This is a genomic window from Curtobacterium sp. MCBD17_023 (assembly GCF_003224415.1).
In the GTDB taxonomy this organism is placed as follows: Bacteria; Actinomycetota; Actinomycetes; order Actinomycetales; family Microbacteriaceae; genus Curtobacterium.
On record NZ_QKLJ01000017.1, the window covers coordinates 25,981 to 45,150 of the forward strand.

General features: G+C 71.5%; 15 protein-coding genes and 1 tRNA gene. 3 read left to right on the forward strand and 13 right to left on the reverse strand.

Annotation, left to right across the window (positions count from 1 at the left end):
* The first annotated feature begins 139 nt into the window (after window positions 1-139).
* On the forward strand, window positions 140-1,483 hold the full coding sequence (locus DEI84_RS13860; protein WP_110891281.1) for an MFS transporter: 1,344 nt from the start codon (window positions 140-142) through the stop codon (window positions 1,481-1,483).
* 45 nt (window positions 1,484-1,528) lie between these two features.
* Here the strand turns inward: DEI84_RS13860 and DEI84_RS13865 are convergent, their stop codons facing one another.
* The 7 genes from DEI84_RS13865 to polA form a co-directional block, all read right to left on the reverse strand.
* Window positions 1,529-2,803 carry an acyltransferase gene (locus tag DEI84_RS13865; protein ID WP_110891282.1) on the reverse strand — a complete coding sequence of 425 codons (1,275 nt, stop codon included), beginning with the start codon at window positions 2,801-2,803 and terminating at the stop codon, window positions 1,529-1,531.
* Complete coding sequence (locus DEI84_RS13870) at window positions 2,800-4,365, reverse strand: class I adenylate-forming enzyme family protein (protein WP_181420469.1); 1,566 nt, start codon at window positions 4,363-4,365, stop codon at window positions 2,800-2,802. The genes DEI84_RS13865 and DEI84_RS13870 overlap by 4 nt, the downstream gene beginning before the upstream one ends.
* A 22-nt stretch (window positions 4,366-4,387) precedes the next feature.
* Window positions 4,388-5,455: a hypothetical protein gene (locus DEI84_RS15770; RefSeq protein ID WP_181420470.1), complete on the reverse strand. Its 1,068-nt coding sequence runs from the start codon at window positions 5,453-5,455 to the stop codon at window positions 4,388-4,390.
* Window positions 5,452-6,054, reverse strand: coding sequence for a dephospho-CoA kinase (coaE, locus tag DEI84_RS13875; protein WP_110891284.1), 603 nt, complete (start codon window positions 6,052-6,054; stop codon window positions 5,452-5,454). Before coaE ends, DEI84_RS15770 begins: the two co-directional genes overlap by 4 nt.
* Window positions 6,055-6,172: 118 nt before the next feature.
* Complete coding sequence (gene rpsA / locus DEI84_RS13880; protein ID WP_110825035.1) at window positions 6,173-7,630, reverse strand: 30S ribosomal protein S1; 1,458 nt, start codon at window positions 7,628-7,630, stop codon at window positions 6,173-6,175.
* 194 nt (window positions 7,631-7,824) lie between these two features.
* The gene (locus DEI84_RS13885; RefSeq protein ID WP_110825036.1) at window positions 7,825-9,504 is read right to left on the reverse strand and encodes a DUF885 domain-containing protein; all 1,680 of its coding nucleotides are present in this window, start codon (window positions 9,502-9,504) and stop codon (window positions 7,825-7,827) included.
* A 78-nt stretch (window positions 9,505-9,582) separates the two neighbouring features.
* Window positions 9,583-12,255, reverse strand: coding sequence for a DNA polymerase I (gene polA, locus DEI84_RS13890; RefSeq protein WP_110891285.1), 2,673 nt, complete (start codon window positions 12,253-12,255; stop codon window positions 9,583-9,585).
* Window positions 12,256-12,340: 85 nt separating this feature from the next.
* On the opposite strand from polA, the gene DEI84_RS13895 reads away from it, so the two are divergent.
* Window positions 12,341-12,772 carry a PaaI family thioesterase gene (locus DEI84_RS13895; protein WP_110825038.1) on the forward strand — a complete coding sequence of 144 codons (432 nt, stop codon included), beginning with the start codon at window positions 12,341-12,343 and terminating at the stop codon, window positions 12,770-12,772.
* Between the two features lie 13 nt (window positions 12,773-12,785).
* Here DEI84_RS13895 and DEI84_RS13900 read toward each other — a convergent pair whose 3' ends face one another.
* The 3 genes from DEI84_RS13900 to DEI84_RS13910 all read right to left on the reverse strand — a co-directional run bounded on the left by DEI84_RS13900 (window position 12,786) and on the right by DEI84_RS13910 (window position 14,147).
* Window positions 12,786-13,253, reverse strand: a complete 468-nt coding sequence (locus tag DEI84_RS13900) for a GNAT family N-acetyltransferase (protein WP_110891286.1) — start codon at window positions 13,251-13,253, stop codon at window positions 12,786-12,788.
* Window positions 13,254-13,361: 108 nt separating this feature from the next.
* Entirely contained in the window at window positions 13,362-13,967 is a 606-nt protein-coding gene (locus DEI84_RS13905) for an ANTAR domain-containing response regulator (RefSeq protein ID WP_110825040.1), read from the reverse strand.
* Window positions 13,968-14,067: 100 nt separating this feature from the next.
* A tRNA-Leu gene (locus tag DEI84_RS13910) sits at window positions 14,068-14,147 on the reverse strand.
* Between the two features lie 105 nt (window positions 14,148-14,252).
* Between DEI84_RS13910 and DEI84_RS13915 the strand changes: the two genes are divergently transcribed.
* A complete protein-coding gene (locus DEI84_RS13915; protein ID WP_181419531.1) occupies window positions 14,253-14,792 on the forward strand; it encodes an HdeD family acid-resistance protein in 540 nt (179 codons plus the stop codon).
* Window positions 14,793-14,825: 33 nt separating this feature from the next.
* Here DEI84_RS13915 and DEI84_RS13920 read toward each other — a convergent pair whose 3' ends face one another.
* From DEI84_RS13920 to DEI84_RS13930, 3 genes are all read right to left on the reverse strand, one after another.
* Window positions 14,826-15,965, reverse strand: a complete 1,140-nt coding sequence (locus DEI84_RS13920) for a VIT1/CCC1 transporter family protein (protein WP_110891287.1) — start codon at window positions 15,963-15,965, stop codon at window positions 14,826-14,828.
* A 168-nt stretch (window positions 15,966-16,133) separates the two neighbouring features.
* Window positions 16,134-17,579 carry a pyruvate kinase gene (pyk, locus tag DEI84_RS13925; protein WP_110891288.1) on the reverse strand — a complete coding sequence of 482 codons (1,446 nt, stop codon included), beginning with the start codon at window positions 17,577-17,579 and terminating at the stop codon, window positions 16,134-16,136.
* Between the two features lie 99 nt (window positions 17,580-17,678).
* Window positions 17,679-19,136 (reverse strand): glutamate synthase subunit beta, encoded by a 1,458-nt coding sequence (locus tag DEI84_RS13930; RefSeq protein ID WP_110825044.1) that lies wholly within the window; start codon window positions 19,134-19,136, stop codon window positions 17,679-17,681.
* Between the last annotated feature and the right edge of the window lie 34 nt (window positions 19,137-19,170).

The window sequence follows — 19,170 nt, forward strand, 5'->3', positions numbered from 1 at the left end:
TCCACAGTAGGCGCGGCTGCCGACATCGGACGGTTCTGCTCGCCCACGGCGTACTGTCACCTGATAGCGGACTCCGAGGGTCCTGATCGGCGACGGTCGTAGCCTCCGGTCCGTTCAGCAACCCGACCGAAGAGGCCCCATGACCACGGCCCCCGCTGCGGCGCCAGCACCGATCCCGACGAAGGGCACCCCGTTCCGCGGACGCATCCGCGGCCGGGTGCTCGTCCTGCTCTGCTTCATGTACGCGATCTCGTACATCGACCGGACGAACATCTCCACGGCCCTGCCGCACATCACCGAGGAGTTCGGGCTCACCGAGTCCGCCGCCGGGTACGTCGTGGCGGCCTTCTCACTCCCCTACGCGCTGCTCCAGGTGTTCGGCGGGACGATCAGCGAGAAGGCGGGTCCGCGCCGCGCGCTCTTCGTCATCACCGTGGTGTGGGGCGTCGCGACGCTGTGGACCGGTCTCGCGGTCGGGTTCTGGACGCTGCTCGCCGCACGGCTCCTCCTCGGCCTCAGCGAAGCGGCCGCCTTCCCGTCCGCGACCCAGGCGATGAGCCGGTGGATCCCGCGCGACCGGAACGGCTTCGCGCAGGGCGTCGTGCACTCGGCCGCCCGCCTCGGCAACGCCCTCGCGCCCCTCCTCGTGGCGTACTTCATCGCCATCAGCGGATGGCGACTCGCCTTCTTCGCCACGGCCCTCCTGTCCGTCGCCTGGGGCATCGTCTGGTTCGTCGCCTTCCGGGACCGCCCCGAGGACGCCCGGGGGATCACCGCGACCGAGTTGGCGGAGCTCCCGCCCGTGGAGACCCGGGCGACCCGGCCGCCGGTGCCGTGGCGGGCCCTCGCGAAGCAGATCCTGCCGGTCTCGTTCGTCGACTTCGGCTACGGCTGGACGCTCTGGGTGTTCCTGACCTGGATCCCGACCTTCCTCAGCGACGAGTACGACCTCGAGATCACCGCCTTCGCGTGGTTCACCACCGCGGTGCTGCTCGCCGGCGTCGTCGGCGACACCGTCGGCGGCATGCTGAGCGACCGGATCATCCACCGCGGCGGGGACAGCCGTCACGCGCGCCGGGTGGTCCTGGTCGTCGGGCTCGGCGGGTCACTCGTGTGCCTGCTGCCCCTGCTCGTCGCCGGACAGAGCCTCACCGTGGCCACGGTGTCGCTCGCGCTGTCGTTCTTCTTCCTCGAGCTCTGCAACGCGAACCTGTGGGCGATCCCGATGGACGTCGCGCCGCAGTGGTCGGGCACGGCTTCCGGCTTCATGAACACCGGCTTCGGCGTGGCGGGCGTCGTCTCTCCCATCGTCTTCGGCACGCTCATCGAGGCCTCCGGCTGGCAGATCCCGTTCGGGATCTCCTGTGCCCTCCTCGCGGCCGCCGCCGTCGTGGCGTGGGTGATGAAGCCCCAGCGGCTCACCATGACGGACGGGGTGCTCGAGACCGGTGTCCCGGCAGCGGAGCGCGGCGGGACCCACTGACCGCACGGCCGGGAGGCCCACAGCACCCCTGACCGGTAGGGCTGCTCAGGCGGCGGTGCGCGCGACGCGCCGTCGTGCGCGCGACGGGCGACCGGTGAGCGGCACGCTGAGCGGCGTCCACCGGAACACCTCGGTCACCGCGACCGACAGCACGAGGACGAGCACGACGGTCACGAGCGTCAGCCACGGCTTCGGCACCACGGCTTCGAGCCAGCTGTCCCCGTACAGCAGGATCCAGATCACGAACGGGTGGCTGAGGAAGATCCCGAACGACCGGTCCGAGGCGTAGTCGACGACCCGGGCCAGTGGGCCGTCGGCGCGGCGGCGGTCCGCCCACGCGGCGCCGATCGTCAGGAACCCGACGAAGACCGCGGTGCTCCACAGCACCTGGACGGGCTGCAGCGGAGTGCCGGCGGCGTAGAGGGACTGCCCGAGGCCGACCTGCACCCACCAGACCCCGAGCGTGACGGCACCGGCCCCGGCGAACGCCCACAGGACGGCTGGTCGGTGCTCGCGGATGAAGCGCAGGAACGCATCGGCGTGGTCCGCGGCGACGGCACCCGCCACGATGAAGAACACGTACGAGAAGAAGAACTGCTTCTGGTAGCCGTGCAACCAGTCGATCGAGTGCGGCTCGTACTTGTAGGCGGCGAAGACGGCCAGCTGGACGACGAACGAGACCACCAGGAGCGTGACGTGGTGCCGTCGGGTGACCCTGACCAGCCAGACGATCACCGGCAGGAGCAGGTACACCTGCATCGTCACGAGCAGGAAGTACAGGTGGTACCAGGCCGTCCCGGTGACGATCCCCTCGGCTGCGGTCGTCACGAGTGCCGGGACGTCCCCACGGGTCGTCCCGTCGATGAGCCAGGCCGCCACGACGTACACGAACGACCAGGCCAGGTACGGCACGCCGACGAGCAGGAAGCGGCGGGGCCAGAACTGCGCGAGCGGCCGTGGGCGGAGGGACCAGCTGTACACCAGGACGAACGCGGTCAGCGAGAAGAAGACCAGCCGGGTGAAGTGCAGCAGGCCGAGCACGGCGTAGAGCCCGACGTCGTCGGAGGCGACCGTGTGGCTCGTTGTGTGGACGCCGATGACGCAGGCGAAGGTGAGGATGCGCAGCACGTCGACCTCGTACAGGTGGCGCGGGCGCCCGGACGCCGTCCGCGTCGGCGTCTGCACACCCGTCGTCGTGCCCGTGGTGTCGGCCGCAGTGGCGCCGGCCGCAGTGGTGCCGGCCGCATCGGTGGCGGTCGCACTCGTGCCGGTCGTTGCGCTCGCGGCGTCGTGCCCGGTCGGTGTGGGACGCGCGCTCACCGTGACTCGGCCATGGCTCGGACGCGGGCCCGCTGGACCTTGCCGGTGGGGGCGCGCGGGAGGTCGGGCACCAGGGAGATCTCGGCCGGCCGACGGAACCGGGTCAGGGCGGACTCCGCCAGCGCCGCGAGGTCCTCGAGCAGGCCCGCGGTGTCGACGTCCTCCTGCGCGATGACGTAGGCCACGGGGACGGCACCGAGCACGTCGTCCGGCCGCCCGACCACGACGGCCTCGAGCACGCGAGGGTCACGCAGCAGGACGTCCTCCACCTCGGACGGGTAGACCTTCTCGCCGCCGCGGTTGATGACGTCGTCGGAGCGGCCCGCGAGGGACACCCAGCCGTCCGGTGCGATCGACCCGAGGTCCCCGGTCGACAGCCACCCGTCGGCGTCGAACCGGTCGGCCGCGCGTCCACCCAGGTACGACCGGACGATGCCCGGTCCCCGTACCCAGAGCGCACCGATCTCGCCGGCCGGCAGCACCGCGCCGTCCTCGCCGCGGACCTGCACCTCGGAACCGACGGGCAGTCCGACGGAACCGGGCCGCGCCGGTGCGCCGAGCGGCGTCGCGGTGATCTGGCTGGCTCCCTCGGTCATGCCCCAACTCACGACGAGCGGGACGTCCCCGAGGGCGGCGCGCACCGTGTCGGGCAGCGGGGCCGACGCGCTCCGGACGAAGCGGAGCGTCCCAGGGAACGCCAACGGACCGGTCTTGGCGAGGACCGCGAGGACCGCGGGCACCGCGTTGAGCCAGGTGATCCGGCGCTCCTCGAGCAGTTCCCAGAAGCCGGTCCGTCGGAACCGGCGGTCGAGCACGAGCGTCGCGCCGGCGACGAGGGTGGCGAGGAGGCCCACGACCTCGGCGTTGACGTGGAACAGCGGCAGCGAGTTGAACCCGCGGTCGTGCTCGGTCAGCCGGTTGTGCTCCGCCACGGCGCGGGCGACGGCGAGCAGCTGTGACTCCGGCAGCTCGACGCCCTTCGGCGTCCCGGTCGACCCGGAGGTGAACAGGACGACCGAGCCCTGTCCGGGAGCGTCCGGCACCCCCTCCGCCACGTCGCCGTCACGCACCCCGGTCGGGAGGTACGTGGCCGCGTCCACACCGGCGGCCGGCGCTCCGGGGACGGTCGCGTCCTCCGGACGGTCGGAGACGACCATGACCGCACCCCCCAGGAGGGCTGCGAGCCGAGCGGGTTCGGTGGCCGGCTGGCCGGTGTCGACCGGGACCGACCGGCGCCCGGAGGCGACCGCGGCGAGGTGGACGACGGCGAAGGCGAGCGGGTCGCCGACGTCGACGAGGACACCGCCGGAGGCCGGCATCCCGATCGCGTCGAAGGTGCGCGACCAGGCGGTCACGGCGTCGTGCAGCGCACGGTACGTGAGGACGCGGTCCGAGCGGGCGTCCTCGAGGTACGAGCGGTCGCCGTCCTGCTCGGCTCGGCGGCGGACGAGGTCGGCGAGCCCGGGCAGCGTCGGCGGCCCACCGCTCGCGGTCGCCGGGTCGTCCCCGCTGTCGGGGACGCCCGGGGAGGTGGGAGAGGAGGGACCGCCGTCGTGCTGCACCGTCCCATCGTATTTCCGTCGCCTATGACCGCGCGGAGGGAACGTCGGGCGTGGGGAACCGGTGCAGCAACCACTGCCACAACGCGAGCATGTGCGGGTCGCCGTGCTCGTCGAGCGGGGTCGTGTCCTTGACCACCCGGGAGTGCGCGTGGCGGGCATCACCGCCGGGCAGCCTGGTCAGGATCGCGTGCGGGTCGGCCCCGGGACGTGGCGGAGCGGTCCGGGTCCGCCAGGGCTCGCCCGTGCCACCGGCGCCGCCCCGTCCCGCGAGCCCGAGCGCCGTCCACGAACCGGCGATCCGCGGTCGGTAGGAGTCGCGGACGTCGTCGAGCGCGTACATGCGGGTCGCCGGGGTCCGGCCGGGGCGGTCCATCCAGGCCGCGTGGACCGGACCGACGGACTCCACCGGCGCGGCGAACATCAGGGCACCGAGGACGGGCCGGATGTGGGCGATGTACGCGGCCTCGCCTCCGCCCTGTGAGTGGCCGGCGACGACGATGTCCCCCCAGGTGATGTCCTCGTCGGCCTGCACGAACCGCCCCCAGCCGCCGTCGGGGTCCACCTCGTCCAGGTGCGCCACCGCGTCCCGGAACCGCGACACGATCGAGCCCGCCGGGGTGACGCGGCTGTACTCCGAACTCCGGGTGCCGTCGAACCGGTTCCGCTGGACCTGTCCGTAGCAGCGCGCATCGGCCTCGCACGTCGCGGACAGTGTCTTGCCGAGGTTCCAGTAGTCGAGGCCGAGCACGTGGTACCCGTCGCCCAGCGCCGTCGTCAGGAAGCGCTGGTACTCGGCCGGCTTCGACCGCGTGGCCGGCAGGAACAGCAGCAGCGGACCGTCCGGTGTGGTCCGGGCGGCGAAGCCGTTCCGGTTCGGCGACAACCGCTCGCCGTCGATGGAGCCCAGACGGAAGCGGTGGAAGACGTCCTGCGGCGTCTCCTCGGGGCCGAGCGTGCGGTGCGGCAACCCCGGCCGCCCGCCCTCGGCGACCCGCTGCCCGCCGAGCACGTTCGCGCCGACGAACGAGGCCAGACCGATCGCGACCAGGACGAGGACCGCGACGACCAGCAGGCGGTGATGAGCCCTCATCGGACGAGTCGGGCCCAGACCTCGTCCGCCGAGCGGATCGTGTCCTCGACCGAGCGGGTCGCGTCGACGACGTGGTCGGCGAGGGCGAGACGGTCCGCGTCCGACGCCTGGGCGGCGACCCGCCGCTCGGCGTCCGCACGCGCCATGCCACGGTGCTCGACGAGCCGCTCGACCCGGACCGCGGCCGGGGCGTCGACGACCACGACGGCGTCGAAGCGCAGGGGGCGTGCGCCGGCCGCCTCGGCCAGGAGCGGCACGTCGTAGACGACGACGGCGTCGGGGTCCGCGGCCCCGGCGGCGTCGAACCGCTCCTGCGCGAGACGCCACACCTCCGGGTGGGTGATGCCCTCCAGGTCCTTCCGGGCGGCGGCGTCCGCGAACACGATCGCGCCGAGCGCCGGACGGTCGAGCTCGCCCTCCTCCGTCACGACCGCGGGACCGAACCGCTCCCGCACCGCGGCGAGGCCAGCACTGCCCGGAGCGACGGCGTCCCGCGCGAGCTGGTCGGCGTCCACCACCACCGCGCCGTGCTCCGCGAACCGCCCGGAGACCGTCGACTTGCCCGCGGCGATGCCGCCCGTGAGTCCGATGATGCGCACGACGACAGCGTGGCACGGACGGCTCCACGAACGCCGGAAGCCCGGCCCGACCGCCCCGTGCGGGACGATCAGGACCGGGCTCCGGTCAGTGCGACTCGATCAGTCGATCGAGCGGTGCTCAGTTGGTCGAGCTGAGCTTCTCACGGAGTGCCGCGAGGGACGCGTCGTCGGCGAGGGTGCCGGCGCCGGTCGTCTCGCTCGTGAACGACGACGAGGCAGCGGCCGGGAGGTCGAAGCCACCCTGCGCCTCTTCGGTGAGCGACTTGGCGACCTGGGCCTTGTGGGCCTCCCAGCGGGCCTGGGCGGCAGCGTACTGACGCTCCCACTCCTCGCGCTGGGTGTCGTAGCCCTCGAGCCACTCGTTCGTCTCCGGGTCGAAGCCCTCGGGGTACTTGTAGTCACCCTTGTCGTCGTACTCGGTCGGCATGCCGTAGAGCGCCGGGTCGAACTCGGTGCTCTCCGGGTCGACGCCCTCGTTGGCCTGCTTGAGGCTGAGCGAGATGCGGCGACGGTCGAGGTCGATGTCGATGATCTTGACGAACACCTCGTCGCCCACGGACACGACCTGCTCGGCGAGCTCGACGTGCTTGTTCGAGAGCTCCGAGATGTGCACGAGACCCTCGATGCCGTCCGCGACGCGGACGAACGCACCGAACGGCACGAGCTTCGTGACCTTGCCCGGCGCGATCTGACCGATCGCGTGGGTGCGGGCGAAGACCTGCCACGGGTCTTCCTGCGTGGCCTTGAGCGAGAGCGACACGCGCTCGCGGTCCAGGTCCACCTCGAGGATCTCGACGGTGACTTCCTGACCGACCTCGACGACCTCGCTGGCGTGCTCGATGTGCTTCCAGCTGAGCTCGGAGACGTGGACGAGACCGTCGACGCCGCCGAGGTCGACGAACGCACCGAAGTTGACGATCGACGAGACGACGCCCTTGCGGACCTGGCCCTTGTGGAGGTTGTTGAGGAACGTGGTGCGCGACTCGGACTGCGTCTGCTCGAGCAGGGCGCGGCGCGAGAGGACCACGTTGTTGCGGTTCTTGTCGAGCTCGAGGATCTTCGCCTCGAGCTCCTGACCGAGGTACGGCGTCAGGTCGCGGACACGGCGCAGCTCGATGAGCGAGGCCGGGAGGAAGCCGCGGAGGCCGATGTCGACGATGAGACCGCCCTTGACGACCTCGATGACCGTACCGGTCACGACACCGTCGGACTCCTTGATCTTCTCGACGTCGCCCCATGCACGCTCGTACTGTGCACGCTTCTTCGACAGGATCAGGCGGCCTTCCTTGTCCTCCTTCTGGAGGACCAGGGCCTCGACCTCGTCACCGACGTTGACGACCTCGTTGGGGTCGACGTCGTGCTTGATCGAGAGCTCGCGCGAGGGGATGACACCCTCGGTCTTGTACCCGACGTCGAGGAGGACCTCGTCGCGGTCGATCTTCACGACGGTGCCGGAGATGAGGTCTCCGTCGTTGAAGAACTTCAGGGTCTTCTCGACCTCGGCCAGGAAGTCATCAGCCGAGCCGATGTCGTTGATGGCGACCTGCTTGGGAGCCTTGGTCGTGGTGGTTGTCATGTAGAGATTGCTCCGAACGGACATGAGTCGGGCCAGGCGGCGAGGGAGCGACCCCCGGTCCGCGATCCGGTCCTGCAGGTCGTGCGACCTGTCGGACCCGGTGCGAGCCACCGTGGCGGTGTGTGTTGTTGGCGCGGATTGCGCCGCACAAGTATATCCAGCGGGACCGGCGCCCACAACCGGGCGTGTCACGGTCAGCCGACGAGCGCACTCCGCAGCGTGTCGAGCCCGACGCCGCCGAGTGCCAGGGCGCGGTGGTGGAACGCCTTGAGGTCGAAGGACGACCCCTCGCGGGCGGCCACGTCGTCCCGGATCGACTCCCAGACCCGCTGCCCGACCTTGTACGACGGGGCCTGACCCGGCCACCCGAAGTAGCGCGCGACTTCGAACTGCACGAACGCGGGGTCCATGTTGACGTTCCGCCCCATGAAGTCGAGCGCGTACTCCCACGTCCAGCCGCCACCGTCGGGGTTGGTCTTCTGCAGGTGCACCCCGATGTCGAGGACCACGCGGGCCGCGCGCATCCGCTGACCGTCGAGCATGCCGAGACGGTCGCCGTCGTCGTCGAGGAACCCGAGCTGCTCCATCAACCGCTCGGCGTACAGCGCCCAGCCCTCGACGTGTCCGGACGGACCGGCGAGTTGGCGCCGCCAGGTGTTGAGCTCGCCGCGGTTGTACACGGCCTGGCTGATCTGCAGGTGGTGCCCCGGGACGCCCTCGTGGTAGACCGTCGTCTTCTCCCGCCAGGTGCCGAACTCCGTGACGCCCTGCGGGACGGACCACCACATCCGCCCGGCGCGCGAGAAGTCGTCCGACGGGCCGGTGTAGTAGATCCCGCCCTCCTGGGTGGGCGCGATCCGGCACTCCAGGCGCTTGATCGGGTCGGCGATGTCGAAGTACCGGCCGTCCATCGCCCGGATCGACTCGTCGCTGGTCTCCTGCATCCAGGCGCGGAGGGCGTCCGTGCCGTGCAGGACCCGCGACGGATCGGCGTCGAGGACCTCGATCGCGCGGGCGACGCTCGCGCCGGACTCGATGCGGTCCGCGATCCGCTCCTGCTCGTCGCGCATCCGGGCGAGTTCCTCGATGCCCCACTCGTACGTCTCGTCGAGGTCGACGACGGCGCCGAGGAACCGGCGGGAGTGCAGGGCGTAGTCGTCGCGACCGACCGCGTCGACCGGGGTCGAGAGCGGCAGGACGTCGTGCTGCAGGAAGGCGCCGAAGGACCGGTAGGCGGCCGCGGCGACCTCGGCCCCGCGCGTCAGTTCGGCGCGCAGCTGCTCCGGGACCGGCGCCCCGCCCTCGAGCGCGGCGCCGTCGACGAGCTGCCGGAAGAACCCGTCCGGTGCGCCGTTCCGGCCGGCCTGTTCGGCGATGAGCTCGACCTGGCGCTTCGCGGCGGTGACGCCCTCGCGGGTGCCCTCGAGCAGCGTCTCCCGGTACCCCTCGAGGGCGTCCGGGAGGGCCTGCAGACGTCCGGCGACGTCCTGCCAGTCGTCCGTCGTGGCGGTCGGCATGAGGTCGAACACGTCCCGGAGGGACTGCGCGGGGCTCTGGATGACGTTGAGGTCCCGGAGGTGCAGCCTCCGCTCGTACGACTCGACGGTCAGGTCGAGCTCGGATCCGAGGTCGGCCTTCGTGACCCGGTCGACGTCGTCGCGGGCGTCGGCGGCGTCCAGTGCACGGCGGGCGGCGCGAGCGGCGTCGGCCAGGGCTGCGGCACCCGCCGGGGACGTGTCGCCGTAGGAGTCGGTGCGCCCGGGCACACCGATGTACGTGGCGACCGTCGGGTCGAGCTCGACGAGCGTGGTGACCCACTGCTCGGCGACCTGGTCGACGGCGGACGGCTGGCGGACGGGACGGTCATCGCTCATGTCGTCGACCCTACCCAGCCCCGCTCCCCCGGTCACCGGAGGCGAGCGGCGGGCGGTCCGACGGGCGGTGCGCCGCGGTCAGTGCGCCGCGGACTCCCAGTTCCGGCCGACGCCGACCGACACGTCGAGCGGCACGCTCAGCTCGGCGGCACCGCCCATGCGGGTCCGGAGGATCTCCTCGACGCGCTCCTGCTCGCCGGGCGCGACCTCGAGGATGAGTTCGTCGTGCACCTGCAGCAGCAGCCGGGAGCCGAGGTCGCCGTCGCGCAGGTCCGCGTCGACCCCGAGCATCGCGATCTTCATGATGTCCGCCGCGGATCCCTGGATGGGCGCGTTCAGGGCGGCACGCTCGGCGTTCTCGCGGAGCACCCGGTTCGGGCTCTTCAGGTCCGGGAACGGTCGACGACGGCCGAAGATCGTCTCGGTGTACCCGTCCTCGCGGGCCTGCTCCACCACGTTCCGGAGGTAGTCCCGCACGGCGCCGAAGCGGGCGAAGTACTCCGTCATGAGCGTGCGGGCCTCGCTCTGCTCGATGCGGAGCTGCTTCGAGAGCCCGAACGCGCTGAGGCCGTACGCCAGGCCGTAGGACATCGCCTTGACCTTGGTGCGCATCTCGGGGCTGACGTCGGACGGTTCGACGCCGAAGACGCGGGCGCCGACGAACCGGTGCAGGTCCTCGCCCTCGTTGAACGCCTGGATCAGGCCGGCGTCCCCGGACAGGTGCGCCATGATCCGCATCTCGATCTGCGAGTAGTCGGCCGTGAGCAGTGTCGTGTACGGCTCGGCGACGGCGAACGCGGACCGGATGCGGCGCCCGACGGCGGTCTTCACCGGGATGTTCTGCAGGTTCGGGTCCGTGGAGGAGACACGTCCGGTGCTCGTGCCGGTCTGCTCGTACCGGGTGTGGATGCGACCGTCGACGACCGCGGCGTCGAGGGTGTCGACGATCTGCCGGAGCTTCGTGGCGTCGCGGTGCTGCAGCAGCAGTCCGAGGAACGGGTGCGGGTGCTGCTCCTGCAGGTCGGCCAGGCTCGCGGCGTCCGTGGAGAACCCGGTCTTCGTCTTCCGGGTCTTCGGCATCGCGAGCTCGGTGAACAGGACCTCCTGCAGCTGCTTCGGCGACCCGAGGTTGACCTCGTGCCCGATCTCCGCGAAGGCCTGCTGCGCGAGGTCGGCGGCGCGCTCCCCCAGCTCGTGGGAGAGCCCGGTGAGCACCGGTCGGTCGATCCCGACGCCGGTGGTCTCCATCCGCGCGAGCACCGCCGTCAGCGGGAGCTCGATGTCGTCGAGCACCGTCAGCGAGCTCGGGTCGATGCGGGCACGCAGGGCCGTGGTGACGCGGAGCACGTACCAGGCGTGCACGCCGACGTTGACCGGCTCCGTCTCGGGGACGAGCTGGTTCGGGTCGGCGGTCGGCAGCTCCTCGCCCAGTTCCTGGTACACGAGGTCCGCGAGGGGCTGCCCCTGCTTGCCGGGGTTCGCGAGCCAACCGGTGATGCGGGCATCCCCTGCGACGCCCGCGACCGTGAACCCCGCGGTCCCGAGCGCCTTGATCGCGGCCTTCGCGTCGTGGAAGTGCTTCGGGGCGTCCGAGGCGAACCACGCGGCCAACTGCTCGTAGTCGAGCGCCCCGCTGCCGCCCGGCACGAGGACGGCGTCGTCGTGGGTGGCGATGCCGATCGCGCTCAGACGACCGTCGATGACCTCGACCGCGACGCCGTAGCCGTTCTCGGCGTCCGCGGCGTCCTTCCGCTCGAGCCAGTGACCGAGTTCCTCGTCGATGAGGGTCTTCACCGGCGGCGGCGTGGGACCGGCGTCCTCGACGGTGCCGTCGGTGGTGACGGCGTCGGCCGCGTCCCCGCCGCCCACCACCTTGAAGACGCGGTCGAGCAGCGTGCGGAACTGCAGGGTCGCGAACAGCTCGCGGACCGCGGCTTCGTCGAGCGGTCGGAGGGCGACGTCGGCGGGACCGACCGGCAACTCGACGTCGGTGACGAGCCGGTTCAGCTTCCGGTTCCGGATCGCCCGGTCCTTCTGCTCGCGCAGGTTGTTGCCGACGACGCCCTTGATCTCGTCGGCGTGCTCGAGCACGCCGTCGAGCGACCCGTACTGCGTGATCCACTTGACGGCGGTCTTCTCGCCGACCTTGTCGATGCCGATCAGGTTGTCGCTCGTCTCACCGACGAGGGCGGCGATGTCCGGGTACTGGTGCGGCTCGATGCCGTAGCGCTCGTACACCTTGTCGCGGTCGTAGCGGGTGAGCTCGGAGACCCCGCGCACGGACGGGTACAGCAGCGTGACGTCGTCGTTCACGAGCTGGATCGAGTCGCGGTCGCCGGACACGACGTACACCTGGTACCCCTGGTCGGCGCCCTGCTTCGAGAGGGTCGCGAGGATGTCGTCGGCCTCGAAGTCCTCCTTCGTGACGGTGGTGATGCCCATCGCCTCGAGCGCCTGCTGCAGGAGCGGGATCTGGCCCTTGAACTCCGCGGGGGTCTCGGAGCGCGTGCCCTTGTAGTCCTCGTACTCCCGGGTGCGGAACGAGAACCGGGAGATGTCGAACGCGACCGCCAGGTGCGTCGGCTTCTCGCGCTGGAGGAGCATGAGCAGCATCGAGATGAAGCCGTGGATGGCGTTCGTGTGCTGCCCCTCGCGGTTCACGAAACTGTCGACCGGGAGGGCGTAGAACGCCCGGAACGCGAGCGAGTGGCCGTCGATGACCATGAGGGTAGGCTTTGCGGAGTCCGACACCCGGACAGCCTACCGACGGCCCCCGACGGCCGGCCCCGGGCCGGCTCCGAGGACGGCGGGCAGGACCACCGCCCGAGGAGCACGCATGACCGACGCGACCACCACCACCGGCTCCCCCGAGGGCCTCGCCGAGTACGCCGACCGCGGCATGGGCGAACTCGCGGAGAAGATGGGCATGGTCTTCACCGAGCTCTCCGCCGAGCGTGCCGTCGCGAGCATCCCCGTCGAGGGCAACCGCCAGCCGGTCGGGCTCCTGCACGGTGGCGCGTACGTCGTCCTCGCCGAGAGCCTCGGCTCGATGGCGGCGAACATCCACGCCGGCCCGGGTCGGTACGCCATGGGCATCGAGCTGAGCGCCTCGCACTCCCGCAGCGCGACGAGCGGCCGTGTGACCGGCACGTGCACCGCGATCCACCTCGGCGGCACCCTCACGACGCACGAGATCGTCCTCACCGACGACGAGGGCCGTCGTTGCTCGACGGTACGCATCACGAACATCATCCGCGACGCTCGCTGACCCCCGCGGTCGGTCAGTCCTCGGGCGGCGCCTGGAGCAGCAGTCGGGCGTCCCCGAACCCGAGCCGCCGGTACAGCGTCTCGCCGGCGACGCTCGAGTGCACGGTCGTCCGCTCCGCACCGACCTCCTCGGCGAGGTCGAGTGCCGCACGGACCAGCCGCTGCGCGACACCGCGGCCCCTGGCCTCGGGTGCGACGTACACCGTCTGCACGTCGGCCGTGCACCGCTCCGGGCGGTCCGGGGTCGGTGGTCGGGCGACGATCGCGAGCCAGGCCATGCCGACGACGACCCCGTCGAGCTCGGCGACCACGCACCGGTGCGTCTCCGGGTGCGCGAGCGCGAAGGCCGCCATGGCCTCGCGGAACGCCCCGGGCGTCCCGGCCGGGGCCGTGCCGTCCTCGTCCACCCGCCACCGCCACCGCAGGTCGGCCACCGTCGCCATGTCTTCGGACCGGGAGGCCCGGATCACCACGTCGTCCATGTGCCCAGCCTGCCAGCTGGCGCCGCCGGAGCGAGGACCGCATGACGCCGGACGCACGGAAGGCGCCGTCCGCTCCGGACGGCGCCTTCCGTGGGGTGGCTGGTGGGACTACTTCTTCGCGCTGAGCTGCTCGATGATCGCCTTGGCGACGTCGTGCATCGTGAGCCGGCGGTCCATGGACGCCTTCTGGATCCAGCGGAAGGCCTCGGGCTCGGTGAGACCCATCTTCTCGTTGAGCAGGCCCTTGGCGCGGTCGACGAGCTTGCGGGTCTCGAAGCGCTCGACGAGGTCCGCGACCTCGGCCTCGAGCGTGATGATCTGCTGGTACCGCGAGAGGGCGATCTCGATCGCGGGGAGCAGGTCGTTCGGCGTGAAGGGCTTCACCACGTAGGCCAGCGCGCCGGCCTCGGTCGCACGCTCGACGAGTTCCTTCTGGCTGAACGCCGTGAGCAGGACGACCGGGGCGATGTGGTTCTTCGACAGCTTCTCGGCCGCGGAGATGCCGTCGAGCTGCGGCATCTTGACGTCCATGATCACGAGGTCGGGACGCAGGTCGGTGGCGAGCTGCACCGCGGTCTCGCCGTCTCCGGCTTCACCGACCACGTCGAACCCGTTGTCGCGGAGGATCTCGACGATGTCGAGACGGATGAGCGACTCGTCCTCGGCGACGACGACGCGACGGGGTGCGGCTGCGGTTGCTTCTGTGTCACTCACGACGAAGAGCCTACTAGACGCGCGATCGGACGGCGGCATCCGGACGCGATCCCCAGCGGGTCCGATCGGGCACCTGACGGGACCGGCCGAGCGGACCGAGTACGAGTGGCGGGACTCGAACCCGCACGCCAGAGGCAGAGCATTTTGAGTGCCCCGTGTCTACCATTCCACCACACTCGCGAGCGGAGCCAGCGTAGCAGCCACCGCGACGACGCCCCGCCCGGACCGACGCCCTCGCCGCACGGTACGGTCGGAGGTCCGGCAGTCCAGTCAGGAGGAGCCACGGTGGATTCACGCGCCGTCCGCACGTTCCGGGCGTTCGTCATCGTCACCGGCGCCGTCGCGATCGTCGCCGGCATCGTCGCCGTCGTGTGGCCGCGGCCGACACTGGTGCTCGTCGCGCTGCTCTTCGGGGTGTACCTCGTCGTCTCCGGGGCCATGCGGGTCTTCGCGGCCGCGCGGGGACACGGCACGTCGACCGTCTGGCGCTGGACCTCCGGCGTCGTCGGGTCCCTCGTCGGGGTCGCCGGACTCGTCACGCTCGTCGACCCCGCGGTACCGCTCGTCGTCTACGCGGTCCTGGCCGGGGTCGGGTTCCTCGTCGAGGGCGTCGCGGCGCTCGTCGGTGCACTCGTCGGTCACCCCGGTTCCTCCCGGGTGCCGTCCGTCGTGAGCGGGCTGCTGTCGCTGCTCTGCGGCGTCGCGGTGCTGCTCGCCCCGACGCTCGCCCTCGAGGTCTTCACCGTCCTGGCCGGCATCGCCCTCGTCGGCGTCGGCAGCGCGGCGCTGCTCCTCCTGCCCGCGCGCGCCTCCGCCCGGCGCTGAACCGGATCGACGCAGCCCGGCGGCGGGGCTGCGTCAGGCCGAACCGGTCCCGAAGAGCAGACCGAGGACGTACGTCACGGCGGCGGCGCCGAAGCCGATCCCCAGCTGTCGGAGCGCCCGTCGGAGCGGCGACGCTCCGCTGAGCACACCGACCACGGCACCGGTGCCGAGCAGCGCGAGGCCGACGAGCGCCGAGGCCACCCCGATCGCGGCCCAGCCGTCGAGCCCGACCAGGTACGGCAGGACCGGGATGACCGCACCGGAGGCGAAGAAGCAGAAGCTGGAGAGCGCAGCGCTCGTGCCCGTGCCGACCGCCTCGTGCTCGTCGGCCCCCTCGGTGCGGACCGGGCGGGGCAGCGCGGAGCGGCTCCGCACCACCGGCACCCCGCCGGTCGCGGGGCCGGCCAGCAGGGCGGCGAGGACCTCGTCGGCGTGGGCTGCGGCCTCGTCCTCGGACATCCCGCGCGCTCGGTAGACCAGCGCGAGCTCGTTCGCGTCCACGTCGAGGTCGGCGACCGCGCGCTGTGCTTCGGGATGCGGGGTCGATGCGTCGAGGAGCTCCCGCTGTGACCGGACGGACACGTACTCCCCCGCCCCCATGGACAGCGCACCGGCCAGCAGGCCCGCGATGCCGCTGAGCAGGACGACGTGCCGGTCCGCCCCGGAGGCGCTCACACCGATGATGAGCGCGAGGTTCGACACCAGTCCGTCGTTGGCGCCGAACACCGCCGCGCGGAAGGTGCCGGACAGGCGCATCCGCCCGCGGTTCGCCAGCCCGCGGACGACTTCGCCGTGGATCCGCTCGTCGGCCGCCATCTGCGCGGTCGCGTCAGCATCGTCCGCGTACGGCGAGCGGTCCTCCGCGCGTTGCATGAGGGCGAGCACGAAGACCGACCCGAACCGCGCCGCCAGCGCGGCGAGCACCCGGGTGCGGAGGCTCCCCCGCAGCGGTCGTCCGACGTCGTCCCCGAGCAGGTCGCGCCAGTGCTGCTCGTGACGCCCCTCGGCCTCGGCCAGGGCGACGAGGATCTCGCGCTCCTCGCCGGTGCGTCGCGAGGCGAGGTTCCGGTAGACGGCCGCCTCGGCACGCTCGTCGGCGAGGTACCGGCGCCACCGCTGCACGTCGGCGCGGGACCGGGACGCGGTGTCGGTCCGGAGGCTCGGATCACCCATGCGACGCTCCTCGCGTACTCGTGCCGGTCGGTGTGGACGGGACCACGGTACCCGCGTGCGGACCGCGCCCGACGGGTGTCGTGCCTCCCGGCCGGGACGGCGGAGGCCGCCACCCTGGTGGGTGACGGCCTTCCGGGTCGTGTCGGTCACGGACCGACGCGACCGTGCTCAGTCGCGGACGTAGGCGGGTGCCGCCTCGGCGTGCGCGTCGCCCACCCGGTGCACGCGCAGGTCGTTCGTCGAGCCCTCGAGTCCGGGAGGCGAGCCGGCCGTGACGATGACCCGGTCGCCGGGGACGGCGAGGCCGTTGCCGATGAGGACGTCGTCCACCTGGGAGAAGAGCTCGTCGGTGTGGGTCTTCCGGTCCACCAGGTAGGACCGCACGCCCCACGTCATCGCCAGACGACGACGCGTCGTCTCGTTCGGGGTGAAGGCGATGATCGGCAGCCCGTGGCGCAGGCGGGACATGCGGCGGGCCGAGTCACCGGACTCGGTGAACACGCAGAGGTACGACGCCTCGGTGAACTCCGCGATCTCGACCGCTGCGAGGGTGATCGCGCCACCGAGCGTGCGGGGCTTCGTGCCGAGCGGGGCGATGCGCTCGAGGCCGTGGTCCTCCGTCGACTCGACGATGCGGGCCATCGTGCGCACGGTCTCCACCGGGTACTCACCGACGCTCGTCTCACCGGAGAGCATGACGGCGTCGGCACCGTCGAGGACGGCGTTCGCGACGTCGGACGTCTCGGCGCGTGTCGGGATCGGGGACGAGATCATCGACTCGAGCATCTGGGTCGCGACGATGACCGGCTTGGCCATGCGGCGGGACAGCTCGACCGCGCGCTTCTGCACGATCGGGACGGCCTCCAACGGGAGCTCGACGCCGAGGTCACCACGGGCGACCATGATCGAGTCGAACGCGTCGATGATCTCCTCGAGCGCGTCGACGGCCTGCGGCTTCTCGACCTTGGCGATCACCGGGAGGCGCTTGCCCTCCTCGTCCATGATCTGGTGCGCACGCTCGACGTCGGCGGCGTTGCGGACGAACGAGAGCGCGATGAGGTCCGCGCCCATGCGGATGCCCCAGCGGAGGTCGGCTTCGTCCTTCTCGCTCAGCGCGGGCACGTTCACCGCGACACCGGGCAGGTTGATGCCCTTGTTGTTCGAGACGGTGCCGGCGACGACGACCTCGGTGCGGACGCGCACGCCGTCGGTGTCGAGGACGCGGAGGCGCACACGGCCGTCGTCGATGAGCAGCGGGTCGCCCGGCTTGACGTCCTGCGGCAGCCCCTTGAACGTGGTCCCGCAGACGTCCTTCGTGCCCGGCACGTCCTCCGTCGTGATCGTGAAGACGTCGCCGACGGCGAGCTCGTGCGGGCCGTCGGCGAACTTGGCCAGACGGATCTTCGGGCCCTGCAGGTCGACGAGGATCGCGACGGGCTTGCCCAGCTCCTCGGCGGCGCGACGCACGTTCTCGTAGTTGGCCTCGTGCACGCTGTAGTCACCGTGGCTGAGGTTCAGGCGGGCGACGTCGACCCCGGCCTGGATGATCTGCTTGACGACCTCGTAGTCGGAGGTGGCAGGTCCGAGCGTCGAAACGATCTTTGCGCGTCTCAATGGATTCCTTCGTGTGGTGGAGGTGGCTTCGCGGAACGACGAGAGGCCACCAGCACCCTATCGAGTGCCGGTGGCCTCCCGTCTACGAGGTGGGGACCATCAGACCGAGATCGCCCGGTCCGTCGCCTTGACCGGAGCCGGCAGGATCGTCGACCCCTCGAGGTACTCGTCGACCTTCGCCGCGGCGGCACGCCCCTCGGCGATCGCCCAGACGATCAGGGACTGCCCACGACCGGCGTCGCCGGCGACGAACACGCCCGGCTCGTTCGTGGTGTAGTCCGCCTGGCGGGACACCGCGCCCGACACGGTGGTCGGGAGCCCCAGCTGCGGCTCGATCGTGTCGGTCTCCGGACCGGTGAAGCCCATCGCGATGAGCACGAGGTCCGCGGGGATCTCACGCTCGGTGCCGGCCTTCGGGACACGGCGGCCGTCGACGTACTCGGTCTCGGCGACGCGGAGCGCACGGACCTCGCCGGCCTCGTTCGCCAGGAACTCCACCGTGGTGGCCAGGAACATGCGCTCCCCGCCCTCCTCGTGCGCGCTCGTGACCTCGAACACCGTGGCGAACATCGGCCACGGCTGGTCCGACGGGCGCTCCAGCGGCGGCTGCTTGCCGATCGCCAGGTTCGTCACGCTGAGCGCACCCTGGCGGTGGGCGGTGCCGATGCAGTCCGCGCCGGTGTCACCGCCGCCGATGACGACGACGTGCTTGCCCTCGGCCGTGACCTGGTTGTCGACCACGGTGCCCGCGTTCGCCTTGTTCTGCTGGACGAGGTAGTCCATGGCGAAGTGCACGCCGGCGAGGTCACGACCCGGGATCGGGAGGTCGCGCGGCACGGTCGCCCCGGTGGCGACCACGACCGCGTCGTACCGCGACTTCAGGTCGTCCCAGGTGATGTCCCGACCGATCTCGACACCGGCACGGAAGCGGGTGCCCTCGGCCTGCATCTGGGCGAGGCGGGCGTCGATCTGCCGCTTCTCCATCTTGAAGTCCGGGATGCCGTAGCGGAGCAGACCACCGATGCGGTCGTCCCGCTCGTACACGGCGACCGTGTGCCCGGCGCGGGTCAGCTGCTGCGCGGCGGCGAGCCCTGCGGGACCGGAACCGACGACCGCGACGGTCTTGCCGGTGAGGCGCTCCGGCGGGTGCGGCGTGACCCAGCCGTTCTGGTACGCCTCGTCGATGATCGAGACCTCGACCTGCTTGATCGTCACCGGCGGCTGGTTGATGCCGAGCACGCAGGACGCCTCGCACGGAGCCGGGCACAGTCGCCCCGTGAACTCCGGGAAGTTGTTCGTCGCGTGCAGACGCTCGATGGCCTGGCGACCCTCGCCGCGCCACGTGAGGTCGTTCCACTCCGGGATGAGGTTGCCGAGCGGGCAGCCCTGGTGGCAGAACGGCACGCCGCAGTCCATGCAGCGCCCGGCCTGTCGCTTGAGCGCGCCGGACTCCTGCTGCTCGTAGACCTCTTTCCAGTCCATGAGCCGCAGCGGGACGGGACGGCGGGCCGGCAGTTCACGTTCCTGGACCTTCAGGAACCCCTTGGGGTCAGCCACGGGTCACCTCCTGGGTGAGGGTGCGGGTCGAGCG

What these genes read in the sequence shown, in the direction of transcription:
- DEI84_RS13860 (WP_110891281.1), top strand. Translation starts at nt 140, where the DNA reads ATGACCACGGCCCCCGCTGCGGCGCCAGCACCGATCCCGACGAAGGGC.
- DEI84_RS15770 (WP_181420470.1), bottom strand. Translation starts at nt 5,455, where the DNA reads ATGAGGGCTCATCACCGCCTGCTGGTCGTCGCGGTCCTCGTCCTGGTC.
- rpsA (WP_110825035.1), bottom strand. Translation starts at nt 7,630, where the DNA reads ATGACAACCACCACGACCAAGGCTCCCAAGCAGGTCGCCATCAACGAC.
- DEI84_RS13885 (WP_110825036.1), bottom strand. Translation starts at nt 9,504, where the DNA reads ATGAGCGATGACCGTCCCGTCCGCCAGCCGTCCGCCGTCGACCAGGTC.
- DEI84_RS13895 (WP_110825038.1), top strand. Translation starts at nt 12,341, where the DNA reads ATGACCGACGCGACCACCACCACCGGCTCCCCCGAGGGCCTCGCCGAG.
- DEI84_RS13900 (WP_110891286.1), bottom strand. Translation starts at nt 13,253, where the DNA reads ATGGACGACGTGGTGATCCGGGCCTCCCGGTCCGAAGACATGGCGACG.
- DEI84_RS13920 (WP_110891287.1), bottom strand. Translation starts at nt 15,965, where the DNA reads ATGGGTGATCCGAGCCTCCGGACCGACACCGCGTCCCGGTCCCGCGCC.